This window comes from Burkholderia cepacia complex sp. TUM26381, from assembly GCF_057439935.1.
Genome location: NZ_CM172006.1, coordinates 1,427,742 through 1,450,845, shown reverse-complemented (window position 1 = coordinate 1,450,845; position 23,104 = coordinate 1,427,742). Strand labels below are relative to the sequence as shown.

20 protein-coding genes are annotated in these 23,104 nt (G+C 67.5%); 7 read left to right on the top strand and 13 right to left on the bottom strand.

What is annotated here, in order from left to right; all coding sequences use genetic code 11:
- Window positions 1-66: 66 nt before the first annotated feature.
- Together ACWMMN_RS06875 and ACWMMN_RS06870 are read right to left on the bottom strand one after the other, a co-directional pair.
- Complete coding sequence (locus tag ACWMMN_RS06875) at window positions 67-975, bottom strand: SphA family protein (protein ID WP_486423135.1); 909 nt, start codon at window positions 973-975, stop codon at window positions 67-69.
- A gap of 162 nt (window positions 976-1,137) precedes the next feature.
- Window positions 1,138-2,061: a LysR family transcriptional regulator gene (locus ACWMMN_RS06870; RefSeq protein ID WP_256085811.1), complete on the bottom strand. Its 924-nt coding sequence runs from the start codon at window positions 2,059-2,061 to the stop codon at window positions 1,138-1,140.
- Between the two features lie 118 nt (window positions 2,062-2,179).
- Here ACWMMN_RS06870 and ACWMMN_RS06865 point away from each other — a divergent pair, with 118 nt between their 5' ends.
- Genes ACWMMN_RS06865 through ACWMMN_RS06845 form a run of 5 tightly spaced genes read left to right on the top strand, consistent with a single transcriptional unit; the run spans window position 2,180 to window position 7,225 of the window.
- Window positions 2,180-3,061, top strand: coding sequence for an intradiol ring-cleavage dioxygenase (locus ACWMMN_RS06865; protein WP_486423134.1), 882 nt, complete (start codon window positions 2,180-2,182; stop codon window positions 3,059-3,061).
- Window positions 3,058-3,360, top strand: a complete 303-nt coding sequence (locus tag ACWMMN_RS06860; RefSeq protein ID WP_486423133.1) for a Dabb family protein — start codon at window positions 3,058-3,060, stop codon at window positions 3,358-3,360. The genes ACWMMN_RS06865 and ACWMMN_RS06860 overlap by 4 nt, the downstream gene beginning before the upstream one ends.
- A gap of 7 nt (window positions 3,361-3,367) precedes the next feature.
- Window positions 3,368-4,435, top strand: coding sequence for a maleylacetate reductase (locus ACWMMN_RS06855; RefSeq protein WP_340623994.1), 1,068 nt, complete (start codon window positions 3,368-3,370; stop codon window positions 4,433-4,435).
- Between the two features lie 50 nt (window positions 4,436-4,485).
- The gene (gene mhpA, locus ACWMMN_RS06850) at window positions 4,486-6,144 is read left to right on the top strand and encodes a bifunctional 3-(3-hydroxy-phenyl)propionate/3-hydroxycinnamic acid hydroxylase MhpA (protein ID WP_486423132.1); all 1,659 of its coding nucleotides are present in this window, start codon (window positions 4,486-4,488) and stop codon (window positions 6,142-6,144) included.
- Between the two features lie 13 nt (window positions 6,145-6,157).
- A complete protein-coding gene (locus ACWMMN_RS06845; RefSeq protein ID WP_059234938.1) occupies window positions 6,158-7,225 on the top strand; it encodes an alpha/beta hydrolase family protein in 1,068 nt (355 codons plus the stop codon).
- A gap of 45 nt (window positions 7,226-7,270) precedes the next feature.
- Here the strand turns inward: ACWMMN_RS06845 and ACWMMN_RS06840 are convergent, their stop codons facing one another.
- Together ACWMMN_RS06840 and ACWMMN_RS06835 are read right to left on the bottom strand one after the other, a co-directional pair.
- A complete protein-coding gene (locus tag ACWMMN_RS06840; protein ID WP_059234939.1) occupies window positions 7,271-7,711 on the bottom strand; it encodes a nuclear transport factor 2 family protein in 441 nt (146 codons plus the stop codon).
- Between the two features lie 42 nt (window positions 7,712-7,753).
- The gene (locus ACWMMN_RS06835; RefSeq protein WP_486423131.1) at window positions 7,754-9,778 is read right to left on the bottom strand and encodes an oxidoreductase; all 2,025 of its coding nucleotides are present in this window, start codon (window positions 9,776-9,778) and stop codon (window positions 7,754-7,756) included.
- A gap of 151 nt (window positions 9,779-9,929) precedes the next feature.
- On the opposite strand from ACWMMN_RS06835, the gene ACWMMN_RS06830 reads away from it, so the two are divergent.
- Window positions 9,930-10,466, top strand: coding sequence for a PadR family transcriptional regulator (locus ACWMMN_RS06830; RefSeq protein WP_059234943.1), 537 nt, complete (start codon window positions 9,930-9,932; stop codon window positions 10,464-10,466).
- Between the two features lie 104 nt (window positions 10,467-10,570).
- On the opposite strand, the gene ACWMMN_RS06825 is transcribed toward ACWMMN_RS06830, so the two are convergent.
- Together ACWMMN_RS06825 and ACWMMN_RS06820 are read right to left on the bottom strand one after the other, a co-directional pair.
- A complete protein-coding gene (locus tag ACWMMN_RS06825) occupies window positions 10,571-10,987 on the bottom strand; it encodes a DoxX family protein (RefSeq protein ID WP_059234945.1) in 417 nt (138 codons plus the stop codon).
- A gap of 51 nt (window positions 10,988-11,038) precedes the next feature.
- On the bottom strand, window positions 11,039-11,737 hold the full coding sequence (locus tag ACWMMN_RS06820; protein ID WP_486423130.1) for a pirin family protein: 699 nt from the start codon (window positions 11,735-11,737) through the stop codon (window positions 11,039-11,041).
- 179 nt (window positions 11,738-11,916) lie between these two features.
- On the opposite strand from ACWMMN_RS06820, the gene ACWMMN_RS06815 reads away from it, so the two are divergent.
- Window positions 11,917-12,834 carry a LysR substrate-binding domain-containing protein gene (locus ACWMMN_RS06815; RefSeq protein WP_486423218.1) on the top strand — a complete coding sequence of 306 codons (918 nt, stop codon included), beginning with the start codon at window positions 11,917-11,919 and terminating at the stop codon, window positions 12,832-12,834.
- 91 nt (window positions 12,835-12,925) lie between these two features.
- On the opposite strand, the gene ACWMMN_RS06810 is transcribed toward ACWMMN_RS06815, so the two are convergent.
- From ACWMMN_RS06810 to wecB, 7 genes are all read right to left on the bottom strand, one after another.
- Entirely contained in the window at window positions 12,926-13,906 is a 981-nt protein-coding gene (locus ACWMMN_RS06810; RefSeq protein ID WP_256085801.1) for an NADPH:quinone oxidoreductase family protein, read from the bottom strand.
- 148 nt (window positions 13,907-14,054) lie between these two features.
- Window positions 14,055-15,884: an acyl-CoA dehydrogenase gene (locus ACWMMN_RS06805; RefSeq protein ID WP_486423129.1), complete on the bottom strand. Its 1,830-nt coding sequence runs from the start codon at window positions 15,882-15,884 to the stop codon at window positions 14,055-14,057.
- 109 nt (window positions 15,885-15,993) lie between these two features.
- Entirely contained in the window at window positions 15,994-16,761 is a 768-nt protein-coding gene (locus ACWMMN_RS06800) for a class II aldolase/adducin family protein (RefSeq protein WP_174992072.1), read from the bottom strand.
- A 72-nt stretch (window positions 16,762-16,833) separates the two neighbouring features.
- Window positions 16,834-19,158, bottom strand: a complete 2,325-nt coding sequence (locus ACWMMN_RS06795; RefSeq protein WP_486423128.1) for a xanthine dehydrogenase family protein molybdopterin-binding subunit — start codon at window positions 19,156-19,158, stop codon at window positions 16,834-16,836.
- A complete protein-coding gene (locus ACWMMN_RS06790) occupies window positions 19,155-19,616 on the bottom strand; it encodes a (2Fe-2S)-binding protein (protein ID WP_059234957.1) in 462 nt (153 codons plus the stop codon). The genes ACWMMN_RS06795 and ACWMMN_RS06790 overlap by 4 nt, the downstream gene beginning before the upstream one ends.
- Before the next feature lie 447 nt (window positions 19,617-20,063).
- Window positions 20,064-21,074, bottom strand: coding sequence for a zinc-binding dehydrogenase (locus ACWMMN_RS06785; RefSeq protein ID WP_342704005.1), 1,011 nt, complete (start codon window positions 21,072-21,074; stop codon window positions 20,064-20,066).
- Between the two features lie 340 nt (window positions 21,075-21,414).
- Window positions 21,415-22,632 (bottom strand): non-hydrolyzing UDP-N-acetylglucosamine 2-epimerase, encoded by a 1,218-nt coding sequence (gene wecB, locus ACWMMN_RS06780; RefSeq protein WP_059234962.1) that lies wholly within the window; start codon window positions 22,630-22,632, stop codon window positions 21,415-21,417.
- Window positions 22,633-23,104: the final 472 nt, after the last annotated feature.

The window sequence follows — 23,104 nt, the reverse complement described above, 5'->3', positions numbered from 1 at the left end:
CTCTGATGATACATTATATCAACTTGATTCGTCAGGGTTTTGTCAGCTTCCCCCTTCACCGCGCGCTTACAACGGGAAACTGAACTGCACCCACAGCTTGTCGCCCTGCGGCCGGTTGCGCACCGCGAACTCGTGCTGATACTTCACGATCACGCCCGACGCCGGCCCCCACATGTAGCGCAACTGCGGACCGATCGCGACGGTTTGCCCGCGAAAGCCGTCGGAGCCGACCTTCACGCCGTCCTGCGTATCGTCGGTGAACTGCTTCAGGAACGTGCCCTGCACGCCCACTTGCACGCGCCGGCCGATCGAATAACCGATCAGGTAGTCGAGCACAGCGACCGCGCCCGAGTGGTAACGCGTCGCGTGGTTCGGCGAATTCAGCTCCACCAGCGTGGTCGTCGACATCTCCCAGTCGCGGCCCGGCAACCACGTCGTGCTGAGATACGGCAGGAACGCATACGTGTTCAGCCCCGGATTCGCGATCCGGTTCACCGAGTACGCACCGCTCGGCACCGCGAACGACGGCGAGAAGAACGCGAAGAACGTCTTCGACGCATTCGCGTAATTGACCATGAAGGGCTCGAGAATCACGTCGCCGAGCGACGTGCGGTTGCCGGTGCCGCCCGGCGTCGACAGATGCAGGTGCACGATCGGCACAATTGCGCTGCTAGACAGCGAGAACGGCCCGAACGCCGCGCCCCAGGTATGCACGACGCGCGGCGTTTCCGCGACGACGCTCAGGTGGAACCCCGGCACCGCGCTGCCGCCGTCCGGCCCGGCAAAGCGGTTCGCCGAGTAATACAGCGAATAGTTGAAGTACTGCGTGTTGCCGGGCGGCGGCAGCAGCCCGTTCAGCACCGTGTTGACGCCGAACGGATAGCTGATCTGGCCGCCCTCCGTGGCCAGCGCCGGCACGTGAATGGCCCCGGCGATCAGGAGTGCCAACGGCACTCGTCGCAATGCATGTTTCATGTCGTCTCCAGACCGGATTGTTATCGTGTAATCGCGAGCCGGGCGCTGCTGGCCCGGGGAGACGCAATGTAAATCGCACGACAGCGGCGAAAAAGACGACGATCGGGAGAACAGTTCTCCGTCATGCGGAGAAATGCGCGACAGCGCCGGGCCGGCTTGCGATCAGCGGCCGACTTCCTTCCATTTGCGCGCGAGCCCGAGGCGTTCGAAGCGCTCGATCAGGAACTCGGTGAAGACACGGATCTTCGCCGGCTGATGGCGGCGGCTCTGGTACGCGATGTTGACGGTGAGCGCCGGCAGTTGCCAGTCGGTGAGCACGGGCACGAGTTTCCCGGCGACGATGTCGTCGTGGACGATGTAGAGCGGCTGGATCAGGATGCCGAGCCCGGCGAGCGCCGCCGCACGGATCACCTGCCCTTCGTTCGCATCGAGCACGCTCTTGATCGTGACCGACTGCGTCTTCGCGCCGTGACGGAAATGCAGCACGTACGGATCGTTCGCGAGGTTGTACACCAGCAGCCGGTGGTCGCCCAGCGCATCGGGCGTCGCCGGCGCGCCGTGCTTTGCCAGATACCCGGGCGACGCGGCCAGCACGCGCCGCGTCTCGGCGAGCTTGCGCACGGTGATGCCCGAATCGGCCTCGTGCTCGCGCGTACGGATCGCCACGTCGATGCCGGCCTCGATGAAATCCGGGTAGCGGTTTGCCGCGATGATCTGCACGTTCAGGTTCGGATAGCGCCGGTGAAACTCGGGCAGCGCGGGCGCGATGTAGATCGACGCGAACGACACCGACGCCGTCACGCGCAGCGTGCCGGCCGGGTTGACGCTCGCCTGGTTGACGGCCGCATCGGCTTCCGACAACTCCGTCAGGATCGCGACGCACCGCCGGTGGTACTCATGCCCCGCGTCGGTCAGCCACAGCCGGCGCGTGGTGCGCTCGACGAGCCGCGCGCCCAGCCGCTCTTCCAGCGCATTCAGGCAGCGGCTCGCCGCCGCGCTCGACATGCCGAGCCGTTCGGCGGCCTTCGACAGGCTGCCCAGCTCGGCCACCTGTACGAAAAACTCGATCTGCGTCCACTTGTCCATGCGTTCGATTCTTCCACCTGGCGGAGAACAAAACTCCTCCAAATCATCTTTTTTACGATCCCGGGAGGAATTAATGTTACGTCAACGCGCCATCGAACGACATCAGGAGACAACCCCTATGCGCAATCTCAACGAAGACACCATCACGCAGGCCGTGATCGCGTCGCTCTCCGGCTGTCGCGACGAGCGGCTGCGCACGGTCATGACGAGCCTCGTCCAGCACCTGCATTCATTCGCCCGCGAAACGAAGCTCACCGAGGCCGAATGGCAATCGGCGATCGGCTTTTTGACGGCCGTCGGCCACATCACCGACGACAAGCGCCAGGAGTTCATCCTGCTGTCCGACGTGCTCGGGCTGTCCACGCTCGTCACCGCGCAGAACCACGCGAAACCGGCCGGCTGCACCGAGGCGACCGTGTTCGGCCCGTTCTACGTCGACGGCAGCCCCGAATTCGCGATGTTCGACGACATCGCGAACGGCGCATGCGGCGAGCCCTGCTTCGTGTCCGGCCATGTACGCGGCATCGACGGCACGCCCATCGCGCACGCGTCGCTGGAGGTCTGGCAAGCCGACGAGGACGGCCACTACGACGTGCAGCAGCCGGCCCGCGACGGGTCGGTCACGCATCGCGCGCGCGGCCGGCTGCGCAGCGGCGCCGACGGCCGTTACGCGTTCCGCTCGATCCTCGCCGAGCCGTATCCGATTCCGCACGACGGCCCCGTCGGTGCGATGCTCGATGCGCTCGGCCGCCACCCGTGGCGCCCCGCACACCTGCACTTCATGATCCAGGCACGCGGCTACGAAACGCTGATCACGCACGTGTTCCGCGACGGCGACCGCTATCTCGACTCCGACGCGGTATTCGGCGTGCGCTCGACGCTCGTCGCCGACTGGGTCCGGCATGCGCCGGGCATCGCGCCCGACAGATCGCGGATGGACACGCCGTTCTACACGCTCGACTACGACTTCGTGCTGAATCCCGCGGAGCGTGCCGCATGATCCGGCACGTCGTGATGTGGAAGGTTGCCGGCGCAACCGACCTCGAGCGCGCCGAGGCGCGCGCCAGCGTGAAAACTGCGTTCGAAAGCCTGCGCGGCCGGATTCCGGGAATGACGCACCTCGAGGTCGGCGCGGATTTCAGCGCGACCGATTACGCGTGCGACCTGATTCTCGTCGCCGATTTCGAATCGCGCGAAGCACTGGACGGTTACGCGGCGCATCCCGAACACGCACGCGTACGCGACGCACTGACAGGCCTGCGCATCGCGCGCCATCAGGTCGACTACGCAACGGAGTAACGACGACATGAACTTCATCTACCAGGCACGCCCCGCACGCGTGATATTCGGCGCGGGCAGCCTCGACCACCTCGAACGCGAAGTGCTGGAACTGGGCGCGCAACGGGCGATCGTGCTCTGCACGCCGGAGCAGCGCGAGCTCGCGCAACACATCGTCGAGCGACTCGGCGCGCGTGCCGCCGGGCTGTACGACCGCGCGACGATGCACGTGCCGATCGAGATCGCCCGCGATGCGCAGGCGTTCGCCCGTTCATGCGACGCCGATTGCGCGATCGCGATCGGCGGCGGCTCGACGATCGGCCTCGGCAAGGCGATCGCGCTCGAAAGCAGCCTGCCGATCCTCGCGATACCGACGACGTACGCCGGCAGCGAAATGACGCCGATCTACGGGCTGACCGAAGCCGGCCTCAAGCGCACCGGCACCGACGCACGCGTGCTGCCGAAGACGGTGATCTACGATCCCGCGCTCACCGTGACGCTGCCAGTCGAGCTGTCGGTGACGAGCGGCCTCAATGCGATCGCGCACGCAGCGGAAGGCCTGTACGCGAACAACGCGAATCCGGTCATGAGCCTCGTGGCCGAGGAAGGCATTCGCGCGCTGGCGCACGGCCTGCCCGGTGTGCGGCGCGATCCCGCCGATCTCGTCGCGCGCAGCGACGCCCTCTACGGCGCCTGGCTGTGCGCAATGGTGCTCGGCAACGTCGGCATGGCGCTGCACCACAAGCTCTGTCACACGCTCGGCGGCAGTTTCAATCTGCCGCACGCGCCGACCCACACGGTCGTGCTGCCGCATGCGCTCGCATACAACGCGGCGCACGCGCCTGACGCGATGCAGCGGATCGCCCGCGCGATCGGCACGAACGACGCGGCGCGCGGCCTCTACGCACTGGCGCTCGACAACGGCGCACCGGTTTCGTTGAAAGCGATCGGCATGCAGGAAACCGATCTCGATCGCGCGGCCGATCTCGCGGCCGCCAATCCGTACTGGAACCCGCGCCCGATCGAACGCGACGGCCTGCGCGCGCTGCTGCAGGATGCCTTCGACGGCAACCTGCCCGGCTCGACCGCGCACTGAGGCGCCCACACGACACACCAACAAACGAACCCGTCATGGAGACAACCCACATGAATACCGAACCGAGCGGCCAAGGTCACGGTGCCGTCGAGTCGTGCGACGTCGCGATCGTCGGCTACGGCCCGACCGGCCTCGTCGCCGCATCGATGCTGGGCCGCGCCGGCCACCGCGTGATCGTCCTCGAACGCTGGCCGACGCCTTACGGGCTGCCTCGCCTCACGCACATCGACGGCGAAACCGCGCGCATCGTGCAGGCCAGCGCCGACGTCGATCATGCGCTGCGCAACGCGAAGGCCGTCGATACCTACCACTACCGCGACGCGAACGGCGACCTGCTGCTCGAACTGAACTGGACCGGCCGCGCATGCGGCTACCCCGCGCACATCTCGATCTACCAGCCCGACATCGAGGATGCGATCGATGCGCGCGCCAGCACCTTCCGGAACGTAACGATCCTGCGCGGCTGGGAAGTCGACACGCTGCAGCAGGACGACGACGGCGTGACGCTCACGGCACGCCCGTGGCGCGGCGGCCAGGATGCGCAATGGACCGGCCAGCCGCGCACCATGCGTGCGCGCTACCTGATCGGCGCGGACGGCGCGAACAGCCTCGTACGCCGCACGCTCGGCATCGAACGTTCCGACTTCGGCTACAACGAGCGCTGGCTCAATCTCGATTCGGAAAACAAGCGCGATCTCGGCGACGGCTGTGCGCGCACGACGATCTACTGCGATCCGGCACGTGCGTACATGCACATGCCGATCGGCACGAAGCGCACGCGTTTCGAGTTGCGCGTGCTGCCGGACGAATCGACGGCCGAATGGGAAACCGAGGCAGCCGGCTGGAAGTGGCTGAAGGACCACTACGGCTACGGCCCGGACGACCTGAAGCTGCTGCGCCATGTCGTCTACACGTTCGAGACGCGCATGGCCGAACACTGGCGCTCCGGCCGCGTGCTGCTCGCGGGCGATGCCGCGCACACGATGATGCCGTACATGGGGCAAGGCGCATGCTCGGGCATGCGCGACGGCATCAACCTCGCGTGGAAGCTCGATCTCGTGCTGACCGGCCGCGCATTCGCCGACCTGCTCGACACGTACGAAGCCGAGCGCCGCCCGCACGTGACCGCGATCACGCAGATGTCGCTGTTTCTCGGCCAGGTCGTCAACGAGGACGATCCGCGCAAGGTGGCCGAGCGTGACGCGGCATTCCGCTCCGGCAACATGCCGCCGATGCCGCCGTTCCCGAAGCTCGGCCATGGCATCCTGCACGCCGAAGCCGACGGCACGCTGCTGCCGACGACCGGCGCACCGGCACCGCAAGGGCGCGCACGGCGCGGCGCGGCCGACGGCCGCTTCGACGACGTGGTCGGCCAGGGCTTCCAGCTCGTCACGCGCGAGCACCCTTGCCGCCATCTCGACGACGCGCAGCGCGCGTTCCTCGCGCAGCTCGGCTGTCACGTGGCCGTGCTGGCCGACGACGTGTGCGCGCCGGATGCGGTGATCGATCTCGACGGCGAACAGCGCGCGTTCATGGATGCGCACGGCATCGGCGCGTATATCCGGCGGCCCGATTTCCTCGTGTTCGGTTCGGTGGCCGACCTGCGCGATCTCGGCGCGCTCGTCGATGCGCTGCGCGACAAGCTGCATTGGTCGGCGCCGTCCGGCGAACCGTCCGCCGCCATGGCCACCACCGCACACGCCTCGTAACGGAGATGCACGCATGACGACCGAACTGTCACCATTCGCGCTGTCCCTGCAACGCGCGATGCCCGTCACGCGCCTGCTCGATTGCGGAATGGACTACGCGGACGCGATCGCACTGCACGCACGCACGTCGGCCGGCGAGCCCTGGGATGTCGCGGCCGAGGCGCTCGCCGACGCGCAGCTCGCGCGCGCCACGCAGGCGGCTGATGCCGGCCATCTTGTCACCGCCGCCGACGCGCAGGCGATGGCCATCGCCGGTCTGCTGTTCGCGCAGATGGCGTTCAACCACGACGTGCCGCGCAAGCGCGCGCTCTATGCGCGGCTCGTCGACGCGTCGTACGGACTCGCGCGCTGGTCCGACAAACGGATCGAACGCGTCGAAGTGCCGTTCGGCGATGCCCGCCTGATCGGCTGGCTGGTTCGCCCGCCGGTGGAACACCTGCGCGGCACCGTGATCGTGTTCGGTGGCCAGAGCGGCTGGGGCTTCGCGTACTGGCCGATCGCACGCGCGCTCGCGTCACGCGGCATCGCCACGCTGCTCGCCGAAGGGCCCGGCCAGGGCGAAACGCGGCTCGAACAGCGGATCTTCGTCGACGTCGATATGAGCGCGGCGTATCGGCGCTTCGTCGATCACGTCGCCGAACGCGTGCCCGGGCCGATCGGTATCTGGGGCAACAGCATCGGCGGATTGTGGGCCGCTTCGACCGCGGCGAGCGACCGGCGGATCGCGGCCTGTTGCGTGAACGGCGCGCTGGCGGCGCCGTCGCTGCTGCCGTTCCGCACGTTCGTCGAACAGGCCGCGGCGATGCTCGGCAACGACGATCCCGACGCGGTGGCGGCGAACTTCGCGCGGATGAGCTTCTCGTCCGGACGCGACCGCATCGCGTGCCCGCTGCTGGTGCTGCACGGCGGCGAGGATCCGCTGATCCGGCTCGACGACCAGCAGCCGTTTCTCGATGCGGCGACGGGCAGCGATGCGACGCTCGAGGTCTGGCCAGACGGCGAGCATACGATCTACAACCACGCGTCCGAGCGCACCGCGTTCGTGTGCGACTGGTTCGTCGAGCGGCTGACGCGGGCTTAACGACAGGCGGCGGCGGGCCGGGCGACACGGCAGCCGCCGCCCCGCTCAACCGCCGATCTTGAACGTCGGCAACTGCTGCCCGAGCCGCGCGCCCATTTCCGCGCCGAGCGCCTGCAGTGCATTGAACGGCCGGATCATGACCTCGAATTCGACGATCAGCCCGTCGTCGTCGAAGCGGATCATGTCGATCCCTTTCAGCGCCTTGTCGCCGACGGCCGCGCTGAACTCCAGCACCACGCTCTTGCCGTCGTCGGTGACGAACTGGCGGTGATACGTGAAATCCTGCAGGATCGTGATCACCGTACGCAGCGCCATCAACAGCGCGGGCGCGGGCCCGTACGGCTTGAACGCCATCGGCGAACGGAACACGGCATCCGGATGGACGATCGCATCCAGCGCGCCAAAGTCCTTGTTTTCGATCATCGCGTGCCACGCGTCGAGCGATTTCGCAACAGCGGGATGAACATTGAGCGGTGCGTGCGTCATCGAAGTCTCCTGTATCGTCGGATGGAAAAGAAACGAGCGGTCTCAAAGGGTCGCGGCGAGCGTCGTGCCCTGGTGAATCGCACGCTTCGCGTCGAGCTCGGCGGCCTCGTATGCGCCGCCGATCACGTGAACCTTGCATCCGGCCGCCTCCAGTTGCACGGCCAGTTCGCGCAACGGCTCCTGCCCCGCGCAGATGATCACGTTGTCCACCGGCAGCGTCTGTTCGACGCCGTCGATCGTCACGTGCAATCCTTCGTCGTCGATGCGCCGGTACGTCACCGCCGACGACATCCCGACGCCGCGCGCTTTCAGCGCCGTGCGGTGAATCCAGCCGGTGGTCTTGCCGAGCCCGTCGCCGACTTTCGACGCCTTGCGCTGCAGCAGATGCACCTGCCGCGCAGCCGGCTCGGGTTGCGCACGGCCCAGGCCGCCGGCATGCGCATAGGACCGGTCGACGCCCCATTCGCTGAAGAACCGGTCCGCGTCGCCACGCTCGCCGCCGTCGCGATGCACGAGATACTCCGCGACGTCGAAGCCGATGCCGCCCGCGCCGACGATCGCGACACGGCGGCCCACGGCCTTGTCGTCGCGCAGCACGTCGAGATAGCCGAGCGTCTTCGGATGCCCGGCGCCGTCGATCGGCGGCGTGCGCGGCACGATGCCCGTCGCGATCACCACTTCGTCGAAAGCGCCCTGCAGCAGCATCTCGGCGGTCGCGCGCGTATTGACGTGCAGCGTAATGCCGCGCAATTCGATCTGCCGGCGGAAATAGCGCAGCGTTTCGTTGAACTCTTCCTTGCCGGGCACCTTCTTCGCGATGTTGAACTGGCCGCCGATCTCGGCGGCGGCTTCGTACAGCGTCACCGCATGACCGCGCTCGGCCGCCGTGACCGCGAAGCCGAGGCCCGCCGGCCCGGCGCCCACCACGGCGATCCGCTTGCGCTGCCGTGCGGGGCGGATCACGAGCTCGGTTTCATGGCATGCCCGCGGATTCACGAGGCAGGACGTGATCCTGCCGCTGAACGTGTGGTCGAGGCACGCCTGGTTGCAGCCGATGCACGTGTTGATTTCGTCCGCACGCCCTTCCCGCGCCTTGCGGACGAATTCGGCATCGGCGAGAAACGGCCGCGCCATCGACACCATGTCGCAATAACCGTCGGCAAGCAGTTGTTCGGCGACTTCCGGCGTATTGATCCGGTTCGTGGCGACGAGCGGGATGCCGACCTTGCCCATCAGTTGCCGCGTCACCCATGCATACGCGGCGCGCGGCACCTTGGTCGCGATGGTCGGGATGCGCGCCTCGTGCCAGCCGATGCCGGTATTGAGGATCGTCGCGCCGGCCGCCTCGATCGCCTGCGCGAGCCGGATCACCTCGTCGAGCGTCGAACCGCCTTCGACGAGATCGAGCATCGACAGTCGGTAGATGACGATGAAGTTCGTGCCCACGCGCGCGCGCACGCGCCGCACGATCTCGACCGCGAAGCGGATCCGGTTGTCGTACGCGCCGCCCCACGCGTCGTCGCGATGGTTCGTGCGCGCGGCGATGAATTCGTTGATCAGGTAGCCTTCGGACCCCATGATCTCGACCCCGTCGTAGCCCGCATGCTGCGCGAGCGCCGCGCATCGCACGAAATCGGCGATCGTCTCGTCGACTTCGTCGCTGCTCAACGCATGCGGCGTGAACGGGTTGATCGGCGCCTTCAAGGCGCTGGGCGCCGCCAGCGCCGGGTGATACGCGTAGCGCCCGAAGTGCAGGATCTGCAGCGCGATCTTGCCGCCCTCCGCATGCACCGCGCGCGTCACGACGCGATGACGTTCGGCTTCCGCCTCGGTCGTCAGCATCGCGCCGCCCGGCGCCGGACGGCCGCGCTCGTTCGGTGCGAATCCGCCCGTGACAATCAGGCCGGCCTCGCCTCGCGCGCGCTCGGCATAGAACGCCGCCATCCGCTCGAAGCCGTTCGGCGCTTCCTCGAGGCCAACGTGCATCGACCCCATCAACACGCGGTTCCTGAGCGACGTGAAGCCGAGTTCGAGCGGGGTCGTCAAATGCGGATAACGGGGTGTCATCGGGGGGCTCCATTTTTTATGCAACAAGTTGCACAGATGGTAGTTCACCGCCCTCGTTTATGCAACACGTTGCATAAACATGATCCCTGGCTTGTACTGTGGCCCCGATATGGCAAGATGCGATTCATTCCGCGGCCTCCTCCGATCCGACATGTCCCTGCCTCACGCACTCCTCACCGCACTCGCCGAACGTCCCGGTTCGGGGTCCGAGCTCGCCGACCGCTTCGATCGTTCGATCGGCTATTTCTGGCAGGCGACGCATCAGCAGATCTATCGTGAGCTGGGGCGTCTCGAGGAAACGGGCTGGATCGAATCGCTGCCCGCCGAATCGGGGCGTGGCCGCAAGCGCGCGTACCGGATCCTGCCCGCCGGCAAGAAGGAGCTTCGGCGCTGGATCGCCGAACAGGAAGATCCGACGCCGCTGCGCGAGGCGTTGATGGTGCGCCTGCGGGCAGAAGCGGTACTCGGCCCGTCCGGCCTCGAGGACGAAATCAGGCGGCGCATCGCGCTTCACCAGGAGAAGCTCGACCTGTATCTGCAGATCGAGGCGCGCGATTTTTCGGCGCCCGACGATTCGCGCGCGAAGCGCCTGCAGCATCTGGTGCTGCAGGCCGGCATTGCGAACGAGCGGTTCTGGGTCGAGTTTTCGCAGGACGCGCTCGACACCTTGCGTCTGCCGAAGGATTGAACCGGCTTGGCCCCTGCCGTGCAGGGCCTGCGCGGTTCAACCGGACAGCGGGTTCGCCCTGCGCGCGGCCGGTTCGCCCCGACCACACATGCGGGCCGGCCCGCTCATGCCGCCGCAGCGACACGCAATGCGGCACGTGCGTTCCGTGCGTCGAGGCTGAATGCGCCCGCGCCGAAGTACGCGATCTGCAGCAGGCCGCCGGCCATCATCACGTTCTTCAGGAAGTGAATCATCTGGTTCTGGTCGGCGAAGTTGTGGTGGAAGAACACGGCCGTCACGAGGCTGAACAGCGCCATCGCCAGCGCCACCGGGCGGGCCCGGTAACCCGCCATCAGCAGCAGCCCGCCACCCGCCTCGACGAGCACCGCGACCACGAATGCGAGCGATGGCGCCGGCAGGCCGACGGAGGCGATGTAGCCGACGGTGGTCGCGTGCGCGGCCAGCTTGCTCAACCCGCTCATCAGAAACGGCGCGCCGATCAGAATGCGGCCGAGCAGCGGAAGATACGTGTAACGATTCATGATGCACTCCTGAAATGAAATGATTCGGCAGACTAAAAAAAATCAAGGCACTCAGCCGGCGTCCACCATCACCAGCTCGGAATCCTCGAGCGCGACGATGTCGAGCGCGGCCTCGTTCGTGATCGCGACCCCGTCGAGCGATCCCACGCGTTCCCCGTTCACGTCGATGCGCCCCGATGCCGCAACGAGATACGCGCGGCGCGATGCGCCCAATGCGTGTCCGACCCGCTCGCCCGCCCTCAGCGTTGCGCCGAGCACGCGCGCGTCGGCACGGATCGGCAGCGCGCCGTCGTCGCCGGCGTAGCCGCTCGCCAGCACGACGAAACGCCCGGACCGGTCGCCCTTCGGAAACGGCTTCGTGCCCCACCCGGGCGCGCCGCCATTCGCTCGCGGCAGCAGCCAGATCTGGTAGACCTTGAGCGGTGTGTCGCCGCCGTTGAACTCCGCATGCCGGATGCCGGTGCCCGCGCTCATGACCTGCACGCCGCCCGCGCGGATCGTGCCTTCGGAACCCAGCGTGTCGCGATGGCCGAGCACGCCTTGCCGCACGTACGTGATGATTTCCATGTCGCGGTGCCCGTGCATCGGGAACCCGCTGCCGACGGCGATCTCGTCGTCGTTCCATACGATCAGCGGGCCCAGCGGCGCGTGCCCGGGCGTACAGTCGGCCGTCACCGCGAAATGGAATTTCGCGCGCAGCCAGCCGTGATTCGCCGTATCCAGCGATGCCCAACGCCGATGCGTCAACATGTTCGACTCCTGTTCCTGCTGCCCGGACGGCGGGCGGTTGCCTGGCGGTGCCTTGCCGGTTTCTGCGCGGCACCGAACGTGGAATGAATGCTAATTTCGCAAAGATCGATCGCATATCTCCTGAATGGCAACGTATCATTGCCCCCAGTAGAACGATCGATTCGAACGGAGCCGCCGCCATGAACCCCATCGCCGACCTGAACGATCTCCGGCTATTCGCGGAAGTGGTGGAACACGGGAGCTTTACGGCGGCCGCCCGCAGCCTCGGCGCGCAAACGTCGAAGCTCAGCCGGCGCATTCGCGCGCTCGAGGAAGAACTGGGCGTGCGGCTGCTCAATCGCACGAGCCGCAGCCTGTCGCTGACGGAAACCGGGCGGCAGTTCCATCAGCATTGCGTCGCGCTGGTCGCCGAATCGAAAGCCGCGAAGGACATCGTGGATCGCACGCGCACGCAGCCGCAGGGCACCGTGCGCATCAGTTGCCCGGTCGGTTTGCTGAGTTCGGGTGTCGCCGCGATCGTCGCACGCTACATCGAGCGCCATCCGCAGGTTCAGGTGCGGCTCGATGCAACCAACCGGCGCGTGGACGTGATCGAGGAAGGGCTGGATTTCGCGATTCGTGCGCGGGTTCCGCCGCTGGAGAACACCGATCTCGCCGTTCGGCAGTTGGGACTGTCGTACCGGATTCTCGTTGCGAGCCCGGCACTGGCCGCCCGCTTTCCGGCGCCCGAGTCGATCGACAGCCTGAAGGACTGGCCAACGGTGTCGACTGCCGGCAGCGGCGACCGGTTCGTGTGGAGCCTGACGGACGCCGACGGGCGCGCCCTCGCCTTCGCCCACCGGCCGCGACTGGCGACCGACGATCTGGCGACCCTGCGCCTTGCCGCGCTCGACGGTATCGGCGTCGCCGAATTGCCGCGCGAACTGGTGAACGCCGACCTTCAGGCCGGCCGGCTGCTCCACCTGCTGCCCGCGCTGTCGGCACCGACGGCGCTCGTCCACGCGATCTTCCCGACCCGGCGCGGGATGGTGCCCGCCGTTCGCCATCTGCTCGACGCGCTCGTCGTGGGCTTCGAGGAACTGAACCGGGTCACGTAGCGGCCGCCAATGCAGCCGCACGCGCGCCGCAACTGCGCGCGCCGTCACCGCACGCGCGACGCGCATCGCGCCGCCGCGCACCGGGCCCCGATCATGCGCCGGGCAGGATCACCACCTTGCCCTTCACGCGCCGGTTTGCGATCCGTGCGATCGCATCGGCGGCACCGGCCAGCGACACGCGCTCGGTAATCGCCGGACGCACCTTGCCGGCCGCGAACCATTCGGCGAGCAACCGCATGTTCGCGACATGCTGCGCCGGGTCGCGGCGCATCGCATCGCCCCAGAACACGCCGAGTATGTCGCGCTCCTTGAGCAGCGCGAGGTTCAGCGCGATCTTCGGGATCTCGCCGGCCGCAAAGCCGACCACGAGGAACCGGCCGCGCCACGCGGTCGCGCGCAGCGCCGCTTCGCTGCAAGCACCGCCCACCGGATCGTAGACGACGTCGGCGCCGCGCCCGCCGGTCAGTTCGTCCACGCGGCGGCGCAGGTCTTCGGCCGCATAGTCGATCGTCTCGTCGGCACCTGCTTCGCGGCACAGCGCCAGCTTGTCCGCGCTCGACGCCGCCGCGATCACGCGCGCGCCAAGCGCCTTCGCGATCTCGATCGCGGCGATCCCGACGCCGCCCGCCGCACCCAGCACCAGCAGCGTCTCGCCCGCTTGCAGGCGCGCACGCTGCTGCAACGCGTGCAGCGACGTGCCGTAGGCCAGCACCAGCGCCGAACCCTGCTCGAACGCCATTCCCGGCGGCAGCGCGGCGATCTGGTGCACGTCGGCCACGCACTGCTCGGCGAACCCGCCGTGCCCGGTGAATGCAACCACCGAATCGCCGGGCCGCCATGCGGTGACGCCCTCGCCCACCGCGTCGATCACGCCGGCAAACTCGGCGCCCGGCGAAAACGGCAACGCCGGCTTCACCTGATACAACCCCTGCACGATCAGCGCGTCGGGAAAATTGAGCGACGCGGCTTTCACCTGGATCCGGACCTGGCCGGCAGCCGGTTCGGGAATCGCCACATCTTCGATACGCAAGCTGTCGATCGGGCCGAATGCGGTACACAACAGGGCTTTCATGCGCTTCTCTCTCCTTGCGCGGCATGGCCGCGCCTCGGTGCGGCCGGCGGGATACCCCCGCGCGGCCGGTTCAAGACGAATGTCCGACGGTCACCGGAGGCGGCGTTCGCGACATCGTCAGCATTCCGGAATGTCGGTGCGATACCGTTCAGAACCACGCGTCGTGCATGTCGAGCGGCGTCGTGTCGACGCTCGACAACAGATCGAGCTGCGCATCCACCTTCGGCAATTCCCAGCGGGAAAAATAGCGGGCCGCTGCACGCTTGCCGTCGTGGAAATCATCGTCGTGCCCGTGCGCGGCGAGCGTCACGTCGAGCCAGAGCCATGCAACGACGAGATGGCCGAACGCTTCGAGATAGACGCTCGCGTTCGCCAGCCGCCGCTGCGGATCGTCGATCGTGCCCAACTGCTGCGTGACGTCGCACAACCGCGCCCAGCGCCGTGCCAGCGCATCGGCCTGCTCGCGCGTGCCGGCATCCAGCGGCCGCGCGCGTTCGACGGTCGCGCCGATCCGCCCGCCCAGCGCGCGCAACAGCGCGCCATCGTCCTGCGCGACCTTGCGGCCCAGCAGGTCGAGCGCCTGGATGCCGTGCGTGCCTTCGTGAATCGGATTCAGCCGATTGTCGCGGTAGAGCCGCTCGACCGCGTAGTCGCGCGTGTAGCCGTAGCCGCCGTGCACCTGGATCGCGAGGTCGTTCGCGGCGAGACACCACTGCGACGGCCAGCTTTTCGCGATCGGCGTGAGGATGTCGAGCAGGCGCGCGGCATGGGCGCGCACGTCCGCATCGTCGTGCGCGCGCGCTTCGTCGACCAGCTTCGCGCAGTACAGGATCAGTGCAAGACCGCCTTCGACATAGGCCTTCTGCGCGAGCAGCATGCGCCGCACGTCCGGATGTTCGACGATCGGTGCCTGCGACGCGGCCGCATCCTTGCCGGCCGGCCCGAGCGGGCGCCCCTGCGGCCGGTTGCGCGCGTAGTCGAGCGCGTGCAGATAGCCGGTGTAGCCGAGCGCCACCGCGCCCGCGCCGACACCGATGCGCGCCTCGTTCATCATGTGGAACATGTAGGCGAGCCCCTGATTCGGCTTGCCGATCAGGTAGCCGATCGCGCCCGCGCGCCCTTCCGGACGATAGCGCGTGCCTTCGCCGAAATTCAGCAGGCAATTGGTCGTGCCGCGGTAGCCCATCTTGTGGTTCAGCCCGGCGAGCACGACGTCGTTGTGTTCGCCCTGCGCGCTACCGTCCGCTCCCGTCAGGAACTTTGGCACGATGAACAGCGAGATGCCGCGCGTACCGGGCTGCAGCCGGCCGTGTTCGTCGGGAATCTTCGCGAGCACGAGGTGGACGATGTTCTCCGCCAGCTCGTGTTCGCCGCCGGAAATCCACATCTTGTTGCCCGTCAGCCGGTAGCGCGGCCCGAGCGGCGAGTCGCCCTCGAAATCCGCGCGCGTCGCGATGTCGGACAGCGACGAGCCCGCTTGCGGCTCGGACAGGCACATCGTGCCGAGGAAACGCCCTTCCAGCTCCGGGCGCGCGAACGCGTCGACCTGCGCGGGACTGCCATGTGCGACGAGCAGGTTCGCATTGGCGACGGTCAGGAACGGATAGGCGGCCGTTGCGATGTTCGCGGCCTGGAAGAACAGGAACGACGCGGCTTCGACGAGCTTCGGCAACCGCATGCCGCCGAGCGCTTCGTCATGGCCCGCGGCGATCAGCCCGGCGTCCGCGAACGCGTGCACCGCCGGTTCGACTTCGGGGATCAGCGTCACGCGCTCGCCGTCGAAATGCGGTTCCTCGCGATCGCCGCGCGCCGCATGCGGCGCGAACAGATCCTCGGCAATCCGCGCGCTGGTATCGAGCACCGCGTCGAAGGTCTCGCGGCTGTGCTCCGCGAAGCGCGGCAGCGCGACGAGCGATTCGGCGTCGAGCCAGTCATACAGCAGGAACGCGAGATCGCGTCGCGACATCAACAGGCTCATCGTGCTGCCTCCCGGGGTGCCGGCTTTGTCAGCCGAATGAAGGGTTCCGTGACCGCAAGTGCTGGCAGGAATTTAGCACGGTCGTTCGCAAACGACAACGGCAGGCAAGCTAGTCCGCGTAGCCGGGATTGCGTCGATCGAGCCGGCGCAGCAACCCGGGCCAGACGAGCGCGCCGGCGCCCATCCCGCGCGTGACCGCCGCGATCTGCTGCCTGATGCCGTCGAGAATCGGCTGCGCGATCGGCCGCAGCGCCGAGCCGCCGGCCTGCGCGCGGACCTGGATCATGCACGCCGCCTCGAAGAAGTACATCGCAACGAACGCGTCGGCCGGGCTCGCGCCGACCGTCAACAGCCCGTGGTTGCGCAGCATCAGGTTCGTGTTGCCGCCGAGGTCGTGCACGAGGCGCGCCTTCTCGCCCTCGTTGAGCGCGATGCCTTCGTAGTCGTGATAGCCGAGCGACGCCAGCACGCCGAGCGACTGCTGCGACAGCGGCAGCAAGCCCGCTTCCTGCGCCGACACGGCGACGCCGTTGATCGAATGCGTGTGCATCACGCACAGCGCGTCGTCGCGGGCCGCATGCACCGCGCTGTGAATCGTGAAGCCGGCCGGGTTGATCTCGTACGGCGATTCGGACACCTTGCGTCCGTCGAGATCGATCTTGACCAGCGACGACGCCGTGATCTCGTCGAACATCATCCCGTACGGGTTGATCAGGAAATGGTGTTCCGGGCCGGGCACGCGCACGGAGATATGGGTGAACACGAGATCGTCCCAGCCGAACAGCGCGGTGAGGCGATACGCGGCCGCCAGGTTGACTCGTGCATCCCATTCGGCGGGAGAAACCGTCTGCTTCACACTGACATCGGATGAGGCCACGTCACACTCCTTGTTCAGGGGTCGATGCGGACCGGGCCGCACGATGCGGCCCGGCGCGGGGGATATTGTGCGTCAATCCGCCGGCGGCTTCGCGAGCTGATCGGCAACCGGCAGGCTGCGGATGCGCGTGCCGGTCGCCGCGAAGATCGCATTGGTCAGCGCCGGCGCCACGGGCGGCAAGCCCGGTTCGCCGACGCCGCCGAGCGGCGTCGCGAAGTCGTCCGGCGCGACGAGATGCACGCGGATTTCACGCGGCGCCTCGTTCATTCTCAGCACCTGGAAGCCGTTGAAGTTGCGCTGTTCCGGATGGCCATCCTTGAACGTGATCTCGCCGTGCAACGCGATGCCGAGCCCCATCACCACCGCCCCCTCGAGCTGCGAGCGCACACGCTCCGGATTGACCTGCGGCCCGCAATCGATCGCGATGTCGACGCGCGGCACCGTGATCTTGCCGTCCGCGCCGACCTGCACCTCGCACACCGCCGCCGTGTACGACACGAAGCTGCGATGCGCGGCGATCCCGAGCCCGTGCCCCTTCGGCAGCGTGCGCCCCCAGCCGGCTTCGCGCGCAACCGTCTCCACCACCCGCCGCAGCCGGCCCGTATCGACCGGATACAGCGCGGGATCCTCGCCGTAGTTCACGTTCTTCACCGCAAGGTGCGGCTCGAAACGCCGCGCGGGCCCGATCAGCTCGAGCAGGAAATCCTTCGGATCGCGGCCGGCCGCATGCGCGAGCTCCGACACGAAACTCTGGATGCCGAACGCGTGCGGAATGTTGTAGACCGAGCGAAACCAGCCGATCCGCGTGTGCGCTTCCGCGGCCGGATTCTCGATCCGCACGTTCGGAATCGCGAACGGCAGATCCACGATCCCTTGCGCGAGTTCGCCCGGCTGCTCGTGCACGACGCCCGCCCGGAACGTCGACTGGATCGACGGCGCGACCGTGCGATGCTGCCACGCGACTACCTTCCCCGATGCATCGATCCCGCCGTCGAATGCTTCGAGCGACACCGCGTGGAAGTAGTCGTGCGCGATGTCGTCCTCGCGCGTGAACGTCAGCTTCACGGGCGCGCCGGCCGCTTTCGACAGCAGCGCGGCTTCCACCACGTAGTCTGGCTTCGACTTGCGGCCGAACCCGCCGCCGAGCAGCGTGACGTTGACCGTCACGCGTTCGGCCGGCAACCCGAGCGCCTTCGCGATTTCGTCACGCGTGGTTTGCGGCGCCTGCGTGCAGGTCCACACTTCGCAGCGGCCGTCGGCCACGCGCGCGACGGCCGCGGGCGGCTCCATCGTCGCGTGTGCGAGATGCGGGATGTAGTACGTCGCACGCACGCGTTTCGCGGCGCCGGCCAGCGCTGCCGTCGCGTCGCCGTCGTTGCGGATCACGTCGCCCGGCTGCGCGGCGGCCGCTTCGAGCGTCTTGCGGTATTCCGCCGAGTCGTAGTTCGCGTGGGGTCCGCGCTTCCAGTCGAGCTTCAACTGCGCGCGGGCCTGAATGGCCGTCCACGTGTCGCGCGCAATGACGGCCACGCCGCCAAGCGGCTGGAAACCGGACGGCAGCGGCGTCGATGCAAGCTGCACGACCTTGACGACGCCCGGCAGCTTCTCGGCCGCCGACGCGTCGAACGACGCTACCGTGTCGCCGTACACCGGCGGTCGCGCGACGACCGCATACAGCATGCCGTCGAGCCGCGTATCGATCCCGTAATGCGCGCTGCCGCCGACGATGTCGCGTCCGTCGATCAGCGCCGTCTTACCCTTGCCGATGTAGCGGAATTCGGCCGGCGCTTTCAACGGGAGGGTCTTCGTATCGGGCGCCGGCAGCGCGGCGGCTTGCGACGCAAGCTCGCCGAAACCGAGCTTGCGCCCGCTCTTCGTATCGACGACCTCGTGCACCGTCACCTTGACCTGCCGGACATCGACGCCCCACGCGGTGGCGGCAGCCTGCTCGAGCATCGTGCGTGCAGCCGCACCCGCGCGGCGCAGTGCGGCAAAGCTCTGGCGCAGGCTGCGCGAACCGTCGGTGTTCTGGTTGCCGTAGCGCGGTTCGTCGCCGACGGCCTGCGCGACCTTCACGCGTGCCCAGTCCGCGCCCAGTTCGTCCGCCACCACGAGCGCGACACTCGTGCGCACGCCCTGCCCCATCTCGGAGCGGATGCAGGTAATGGTGACGGTGCCGTCCGGTGCAATCGCAACGAACAGGTTCGGATCGTCGCGCAACCCGTGCGGCATTCCCGCGCCGCCATACTGCGGATTCGCGCTGACGGGCGGCTGCACCGGCGCGGCCGCACGCGCAAGCGACGGCACGCCGAACGCGAGCAACAGCCCGCCGGACGCGAAGCCGAGCAGCAGTGCACGGCGGCTTTCGTTGCGGGCGGAGAGTTCGGGCGCGCTCATGCGGCACCTCCGCGACGCACGGCCAGCCGGATCGCCGCGCGAATGCGCGTGTAGGTGCCGCAGCGGCAGATGTTGCCGGACATCGCATCGTCGATGTCGGCGTCGGTCGGATGGGGATTCGTCTTCAGCAGCGACGCGGCCTGCATGATCTGCCCGGACTGACAGTAGCCGCATTGCGCGACGTTCAGTTCCTGCCACGCCTGCTGCAGCGGATGCGTCAGGTCCGTCGACAGTCCCTCGATCGTCGTCACGCGCTTGCCGGCAGCCGCTGCGACCGGCGTGATGCACGACCGGATCGCCGCGCCGTCGAGATGCACGGTGCACGCGCCGCACAGCGCCATGCCGCAGCCGAACTTGGTGCCGGTGTGGCCGAGGACGTCGCGTAGATACCAGAGCAACGGCATGTCGGGATTGCCGTCGAAGTGCTGCTCGCTACCGTTGATGGTCAGCGTAATCATCGTTCACCTCTTGGTCGAGGCGCCCGCGTCGCACCACGGGTGCCGTGTGGGGATTCGTACGGTGCCGGGCGCGTTCGACTGCGCCGCTCCGGCACCGCCTGGTGGACTGCTGTCAATGCGTGATCGGTGCTGCAGCGTGCCGGGGACCACCGTATCGGGCGCGCCGGGCGCACGACTCCGCTCGAAAGCGGGCGCCCCGCGGGCCCGATTCTGCCCCATGCAACCCGTCACGCAAGCAACGCGCCCCTGTCCGGGCTGCCAGAAACGGCGCGCCGGACCGCCGGCACCCGCGCGCGACGTCCCGCCGACGCGGCTTCGACCGCGCCCGGACGGGCGGAATCGTATGGGGAATGAGCCGGACTCCAACTTTAACTGATGTGCTGCGGTTTTGCGCCGCCGCACCGGATGCGCCCCGATGCGGGGTGTCACACGCGTCGATCGCTCCCGCTATCCGACGCGCACCACCGGCTTGCCGGAAAACTGCCGCTGCTTGAGCCCTTCGAGTTGCACGGGCAACGTGTCGAAGTCGCCCGTGACGCGCGCTTCGGGTTGCATCCGGCCGTTCGCGATGCAGGCCAGCAGCATGCTGCCCGCCGCGGTCGTCTCGAGCCATGCTGCGTCGTCGCCATACACGTGCAACGCGTTCAGCGCGACCTCATGAAGCGACACGCTCGATGTAAACGGCGGCAGCGGCGGCGCGTCGAAGCGCCCCTGGATACAGACGATGTGCCCGTTGGCGGCAACCGCCGGCGCCCACCGGGCAGCGTGTTGCGCATCGACGCTGTCGAACACCGCATGGAAGTGCCGCGCCAGTTCATGCGTCGCGCCGATCGCTTCATCGCCCGGGCCGCTCAGGAATCGGCTTGCGCCGCGCGCGCGCAGGCGCTCCCAATGGCGCTCGTGACTCGACACCGACACCACGAACCCGCGCTCGGCGGCAAGCTGCACCAGATAGTTGCCGACCGCGCCCCCTGCTCCGCTGACGAGGATTTCCGTCGACACGCGACACGGGACTTTCTCGAGCGCCTGCCAGGCGGTCAGCGCCGGGCACGGCACGCTCGCCGCCGTTTCGAAATCCAGCGATTCGGGCACCGTCAACAGCACGGACGCGGCAATCGGCGTGTATTCCGCGAAACTCCCGTGCTCGCCGAGCGCCTGGTGATACGCCACCCGACGGCCCAGCAGATGGTTCATCGCGTCGTCCGCGACCGCGACCACCATGCCTGCGCCGTCGACGCCGGGCACATGCCCGGGATGCCAGGTCACCAGCGCACCGCCGAGCACTTTCCAGTCGACCGGATTGAGGCCGATTGCGTGGTTGCGGACCAGTACCTGGCCGCGCTTCAGTACCGGCATCGCCCGCTGTTCGAGACGCAACTGTCCGGGGTGCTCGCAGCCTTGCCAGGTCCACGCCCGATAGCGGGCCGGCAACGAAGCTTGATGATTGGATCGAGTCATGGAGATTGGGATGAAGTGAGACGCGGCAGGCGTCGAGGCCGCGCCAGTGCCGTCCGCGTCGCCACGGACGATCGGCGCTCGCGTGCAAGGAAACCCCGGCATCGCGCATTTGGTCGTCAATGCGATGTCCGGAAGATGCGGGGTGGATATCCGCTGAAGTATCGGTGCACGGCATCACACCGGAAAAGGGACTTTCCGCGAAAACACTTTTGAATGCGTCGGGAGAATTCGTTCCAGGTCGCATCAATGAAACGATCCGGCCGGCCTTGCGGCCGGACCGGATCCTTGTACGTCCGACTCCGGGTCGAATGCCCCGGAAGGCGCTACCGCGCACGCCCCATCACGGCGACCGCAACGCCTGCAGCCCCAGCGTGAGCGCGTTGAACGGCATCTCCGCTGCCCCCATCGAGAAGCTCGTCGTCTTCGTGGTCACCCCGGGCGTACGCATCAGCGCGTGAACGATCCGCTCGCTCGCATGACCGTCACCGTACGGATTGCTCGCGCGCGACATTTCCTCGTAGGCACTCTCGCTGTCGAACAGGCGCGATGCCTCCCACACGATCCGCTCCTGGTCGGTACCGACGAGCCGCGCGGTGCCCGCCTGGATCGCTTCGGGCCGCTCGGTCGTCTCGCGCGTGACGAGCACCGGCTTGCCCAGCGCCGGCCCTTCTTCCTGAATGCCGCCCGAATCGGTGATGATGAAATGCGCACGGGACATCAGGAATACGAACGACAGGTACTCCTGCGGCTCGATCAGGTAGATGTTCGGCACGCCGCCGAGCCGTGCGCGCGCCGGCTCCCTCACGTTCGGATTCATGTGCAGCGGATAGACGAACTGCGCGTCGCGATAGCGGCTCGCCAGCGTGCACAGCGCCTCGCAGAAATGCTGGAACGGTTCGCCGAAACTTTCGCGCCGATGCCCGGTGATCAGCACGACGCGCCGCGACGGCTCGAGAAACGGAAAATACGCGGCAACCTTGTCCGAGAGCGCACTGGTACGGTCCAGCATGCGTTTGACCTCGTGCAACGCATCGATCACGGTGTTGCCGGTCAGCGAGACCGCCCCACCCGGCACGCCCTCGCTCAGCAGGTTGTCGCGTGCCTGCCCGGTCGGCGCGAAATGCCATGACGACACCGCGTCGGTCACACGGCGATTCAGCTCCTCCGGCCACGGCGACCAGATGTCGCCGCTGCGCAAACCGGCCTCCACGTGGCCGACCGGAAGATAGCGATAGAACGCCGCCAGGCTGACCGCGAGCGTGGTCGTCGTATCGCCGTGCACGAGCACGACGTCCGGACGCAAGTCGTCGAAGACCATGCCGATCGCCTGAAGAATGCCGGTCGTCACGTCGGTCAGCGTCTGGCTTTGCCGCATCAGGTTGAGATCGTAGTCGGGCTTGATATCGAACAGCGTCAGCACCTGATCGAGCATTTCCCGATGCTGGGCGGTCACGCACACCCTGGCGTCGACATCCGCTTGCGCCTTCAACGCACGCACCAGCGGTGCCATCTTGATGGCCTCCGGCCGAGTCCCGAACACAAGCAAGATCTTCTTCATCGTTATCCTCGTTTAGCCACTTCGCGCCGGACGACCCTGCACGCGGCGCGAAGCATGTATTCAGGCGGCGCTTCCCGTACTCGCACGCGGTCAACACGCGGCAGTGTCGCGGGGCGAGCGCGCCGTCTTGTCCGCGCGGTCTGGGCCACGCGAATCGTCGTACTACCGGCGTCCCGTTGCACGGATCCATCACGTCATGAGTCGTTCCTCGCTGTGTCGAGCGTCACGTCAGTTCGTCACGCACTCCCACTACAGCAATATTCAAACCAGCCGCCCCGGATCCGGGCCCGCTTCATTCGACGCGCATCGCACACATAAGGTGCGTTACGGAATGTTTCACAACTGCTACGGGCTGTCGCATCGCACGGCGAGCACGACAACGATAAACAGCCGGCCGCTCGCGCGATCCGTCTGACGACGTCGTCCGATGAATGACGCAGGAATGCCGGTGTTCGATCGTGCCTCGAATCGC

What these genes read in the sequence shown, in the direction of transcription:
- ACWMMN_RS06805 (WP_486423129.1), bottom strand. Translation starts at nt 15,884, where the DNA reads ATGAGCCTGTTGATGTCGCGACGCGATCTCGCGTTCCTGCTGTATGAC.
- ACWMMN_RS06820 (WP_486423130.1), bottom strand. Translation starts at nt 11,737, where the DNA reads ATGTTGACGCATCGGCGTTGGGCATCGCTGGATACGGCGAATCACGGC.
- ACWMMN_RS06855 (WP_340623994.1), top strand. Translation starts at nt 3,368, where the DNA reads ATGAACTTCATCTACCAGGCACGCCCCGCACGCGTGATATTCGGCGCG.
- wecB (WP_059234962.1), bottom strand. Translation starts at nt 22,632, where the DNA reads ATGAAGAAGATCTTGCTTGTGTTCGGGACTCGGCCGGAGGCCATCAAG.
- ACWMMN_RS06825 (WP_059234945.1), bottom strand. Translation starts at nt 10,987, where the DNA reads ATGAATCGTTACACGTATCTTCCGCTGCTCGGCCGCATTCTGATCGGC.
- ACWMMN_RS06795 (WP_486423128.1), bottom strand. Translation starts at nt 19,158, where the DNA reads ATGAGCGCGCCCGAACTCTCCGCCCGCAACGAAAGCCGCCGTGCACTG.
- ACWMMN_RS06830 (WP_059234943.1), top strand. Translation starts at nt 9,930, where the DNA reads ATGTCCCTGCCTCACGCACTCCTCACCGCACTCGCCGAACGTCCCGGT.
- ACWMMN_RS06790 (WP_059234957.1), bottom strand. Translation starts at nt 19,616, where the DNA reads ATGATTACGCTGACCATCAACGGTAGCGAGCAGCACTTCGACGGCAAT.
- ACWMMN_RS06875 (WP_486423135.1), bottom strand. Translation starts at nt 975, where the DNA reads ATGAAACATGCATTGCGACGAGTGCCGTTGGCACTCCTGATCGCCGGG.
- ACWMMN_RS06810 (WP_256085801.1), bottom strand. Translation starts at nt 13,906, where the DNA reads ATGAAAGCCCTGTTGTGTACCGCATTCGGCCCGATCGACAGCTTGCGT.
- ACWMMN_RS06865 (WP_486423134.1), top strand. Translation starts at nt 2,180, where the DNA reads ATGCGCAATCTCAACGAAGACACCATCACGCAGGCCGTGATCGCGTCG.
- mhpA (WP_486423132.1), top strand. Translation starts at nt 4,486, where the DNA reads ATGAATACCGAACCGAGCGGCCAAGGTCACGGTGCCGTCGAGTCGTGC.
- ACWMMN_RS06860 (WP_486423133.1), top strand. Translation starts at nt 3,058, where the DNA reads ATGATCCGGCACGTCGTGATGTGGAAGGTTGCCGGCGCAACCGACCTC.
- ACWMMN_RS06815 (WP_486423218.1), top strand. Translation starts at nt 11,917, where the DNA reads ATGAACCCCATCGCCGACCTGAACGATCTCCGGCTATTCGCGGAAGTG.
- ACWMMN_RS06840 (WP_059234939.1), bottom strand. Translation starts at nt 7,711, where the DNA reads ATGACGCACGCACCGCTCAATGTTCATCCCGCTGTTGCGAAATCGCTC.
- ACWMMN_RS06845 (WP_059234938.1), top strand. Translation starts at nt 6,158, where the DNA reads ATGACGACCGAACTGTCACCATTCGCGCTGTCCCTGCAACGCGCGATG.
- ACWMMN_RS06835 (WP_486423131.1), bottom strand. Translation starts at nt 9,778, where the DNA reads ATGACACCCCGTTATCCGCATTTGACGACCCCGCTCGAACTCGGCTTC.
- ACWMMN_RS06870 (WP_256085811.1), bottom strand. Translation starts at nt 2,061, where the DNA reads ATGGACAAGTGGACGCAGATCGAGTTTTTCGTACAGGTGGCCGAGCTG.
- ACWMMN_RS06785 (WP_342704005.1), bottom strand. Translation starts at nt 21,074, where the DNA reads ATGACTCGATCCAATCATCAAGCTTCGTTGCCGGCCCGCTATCGGGCG.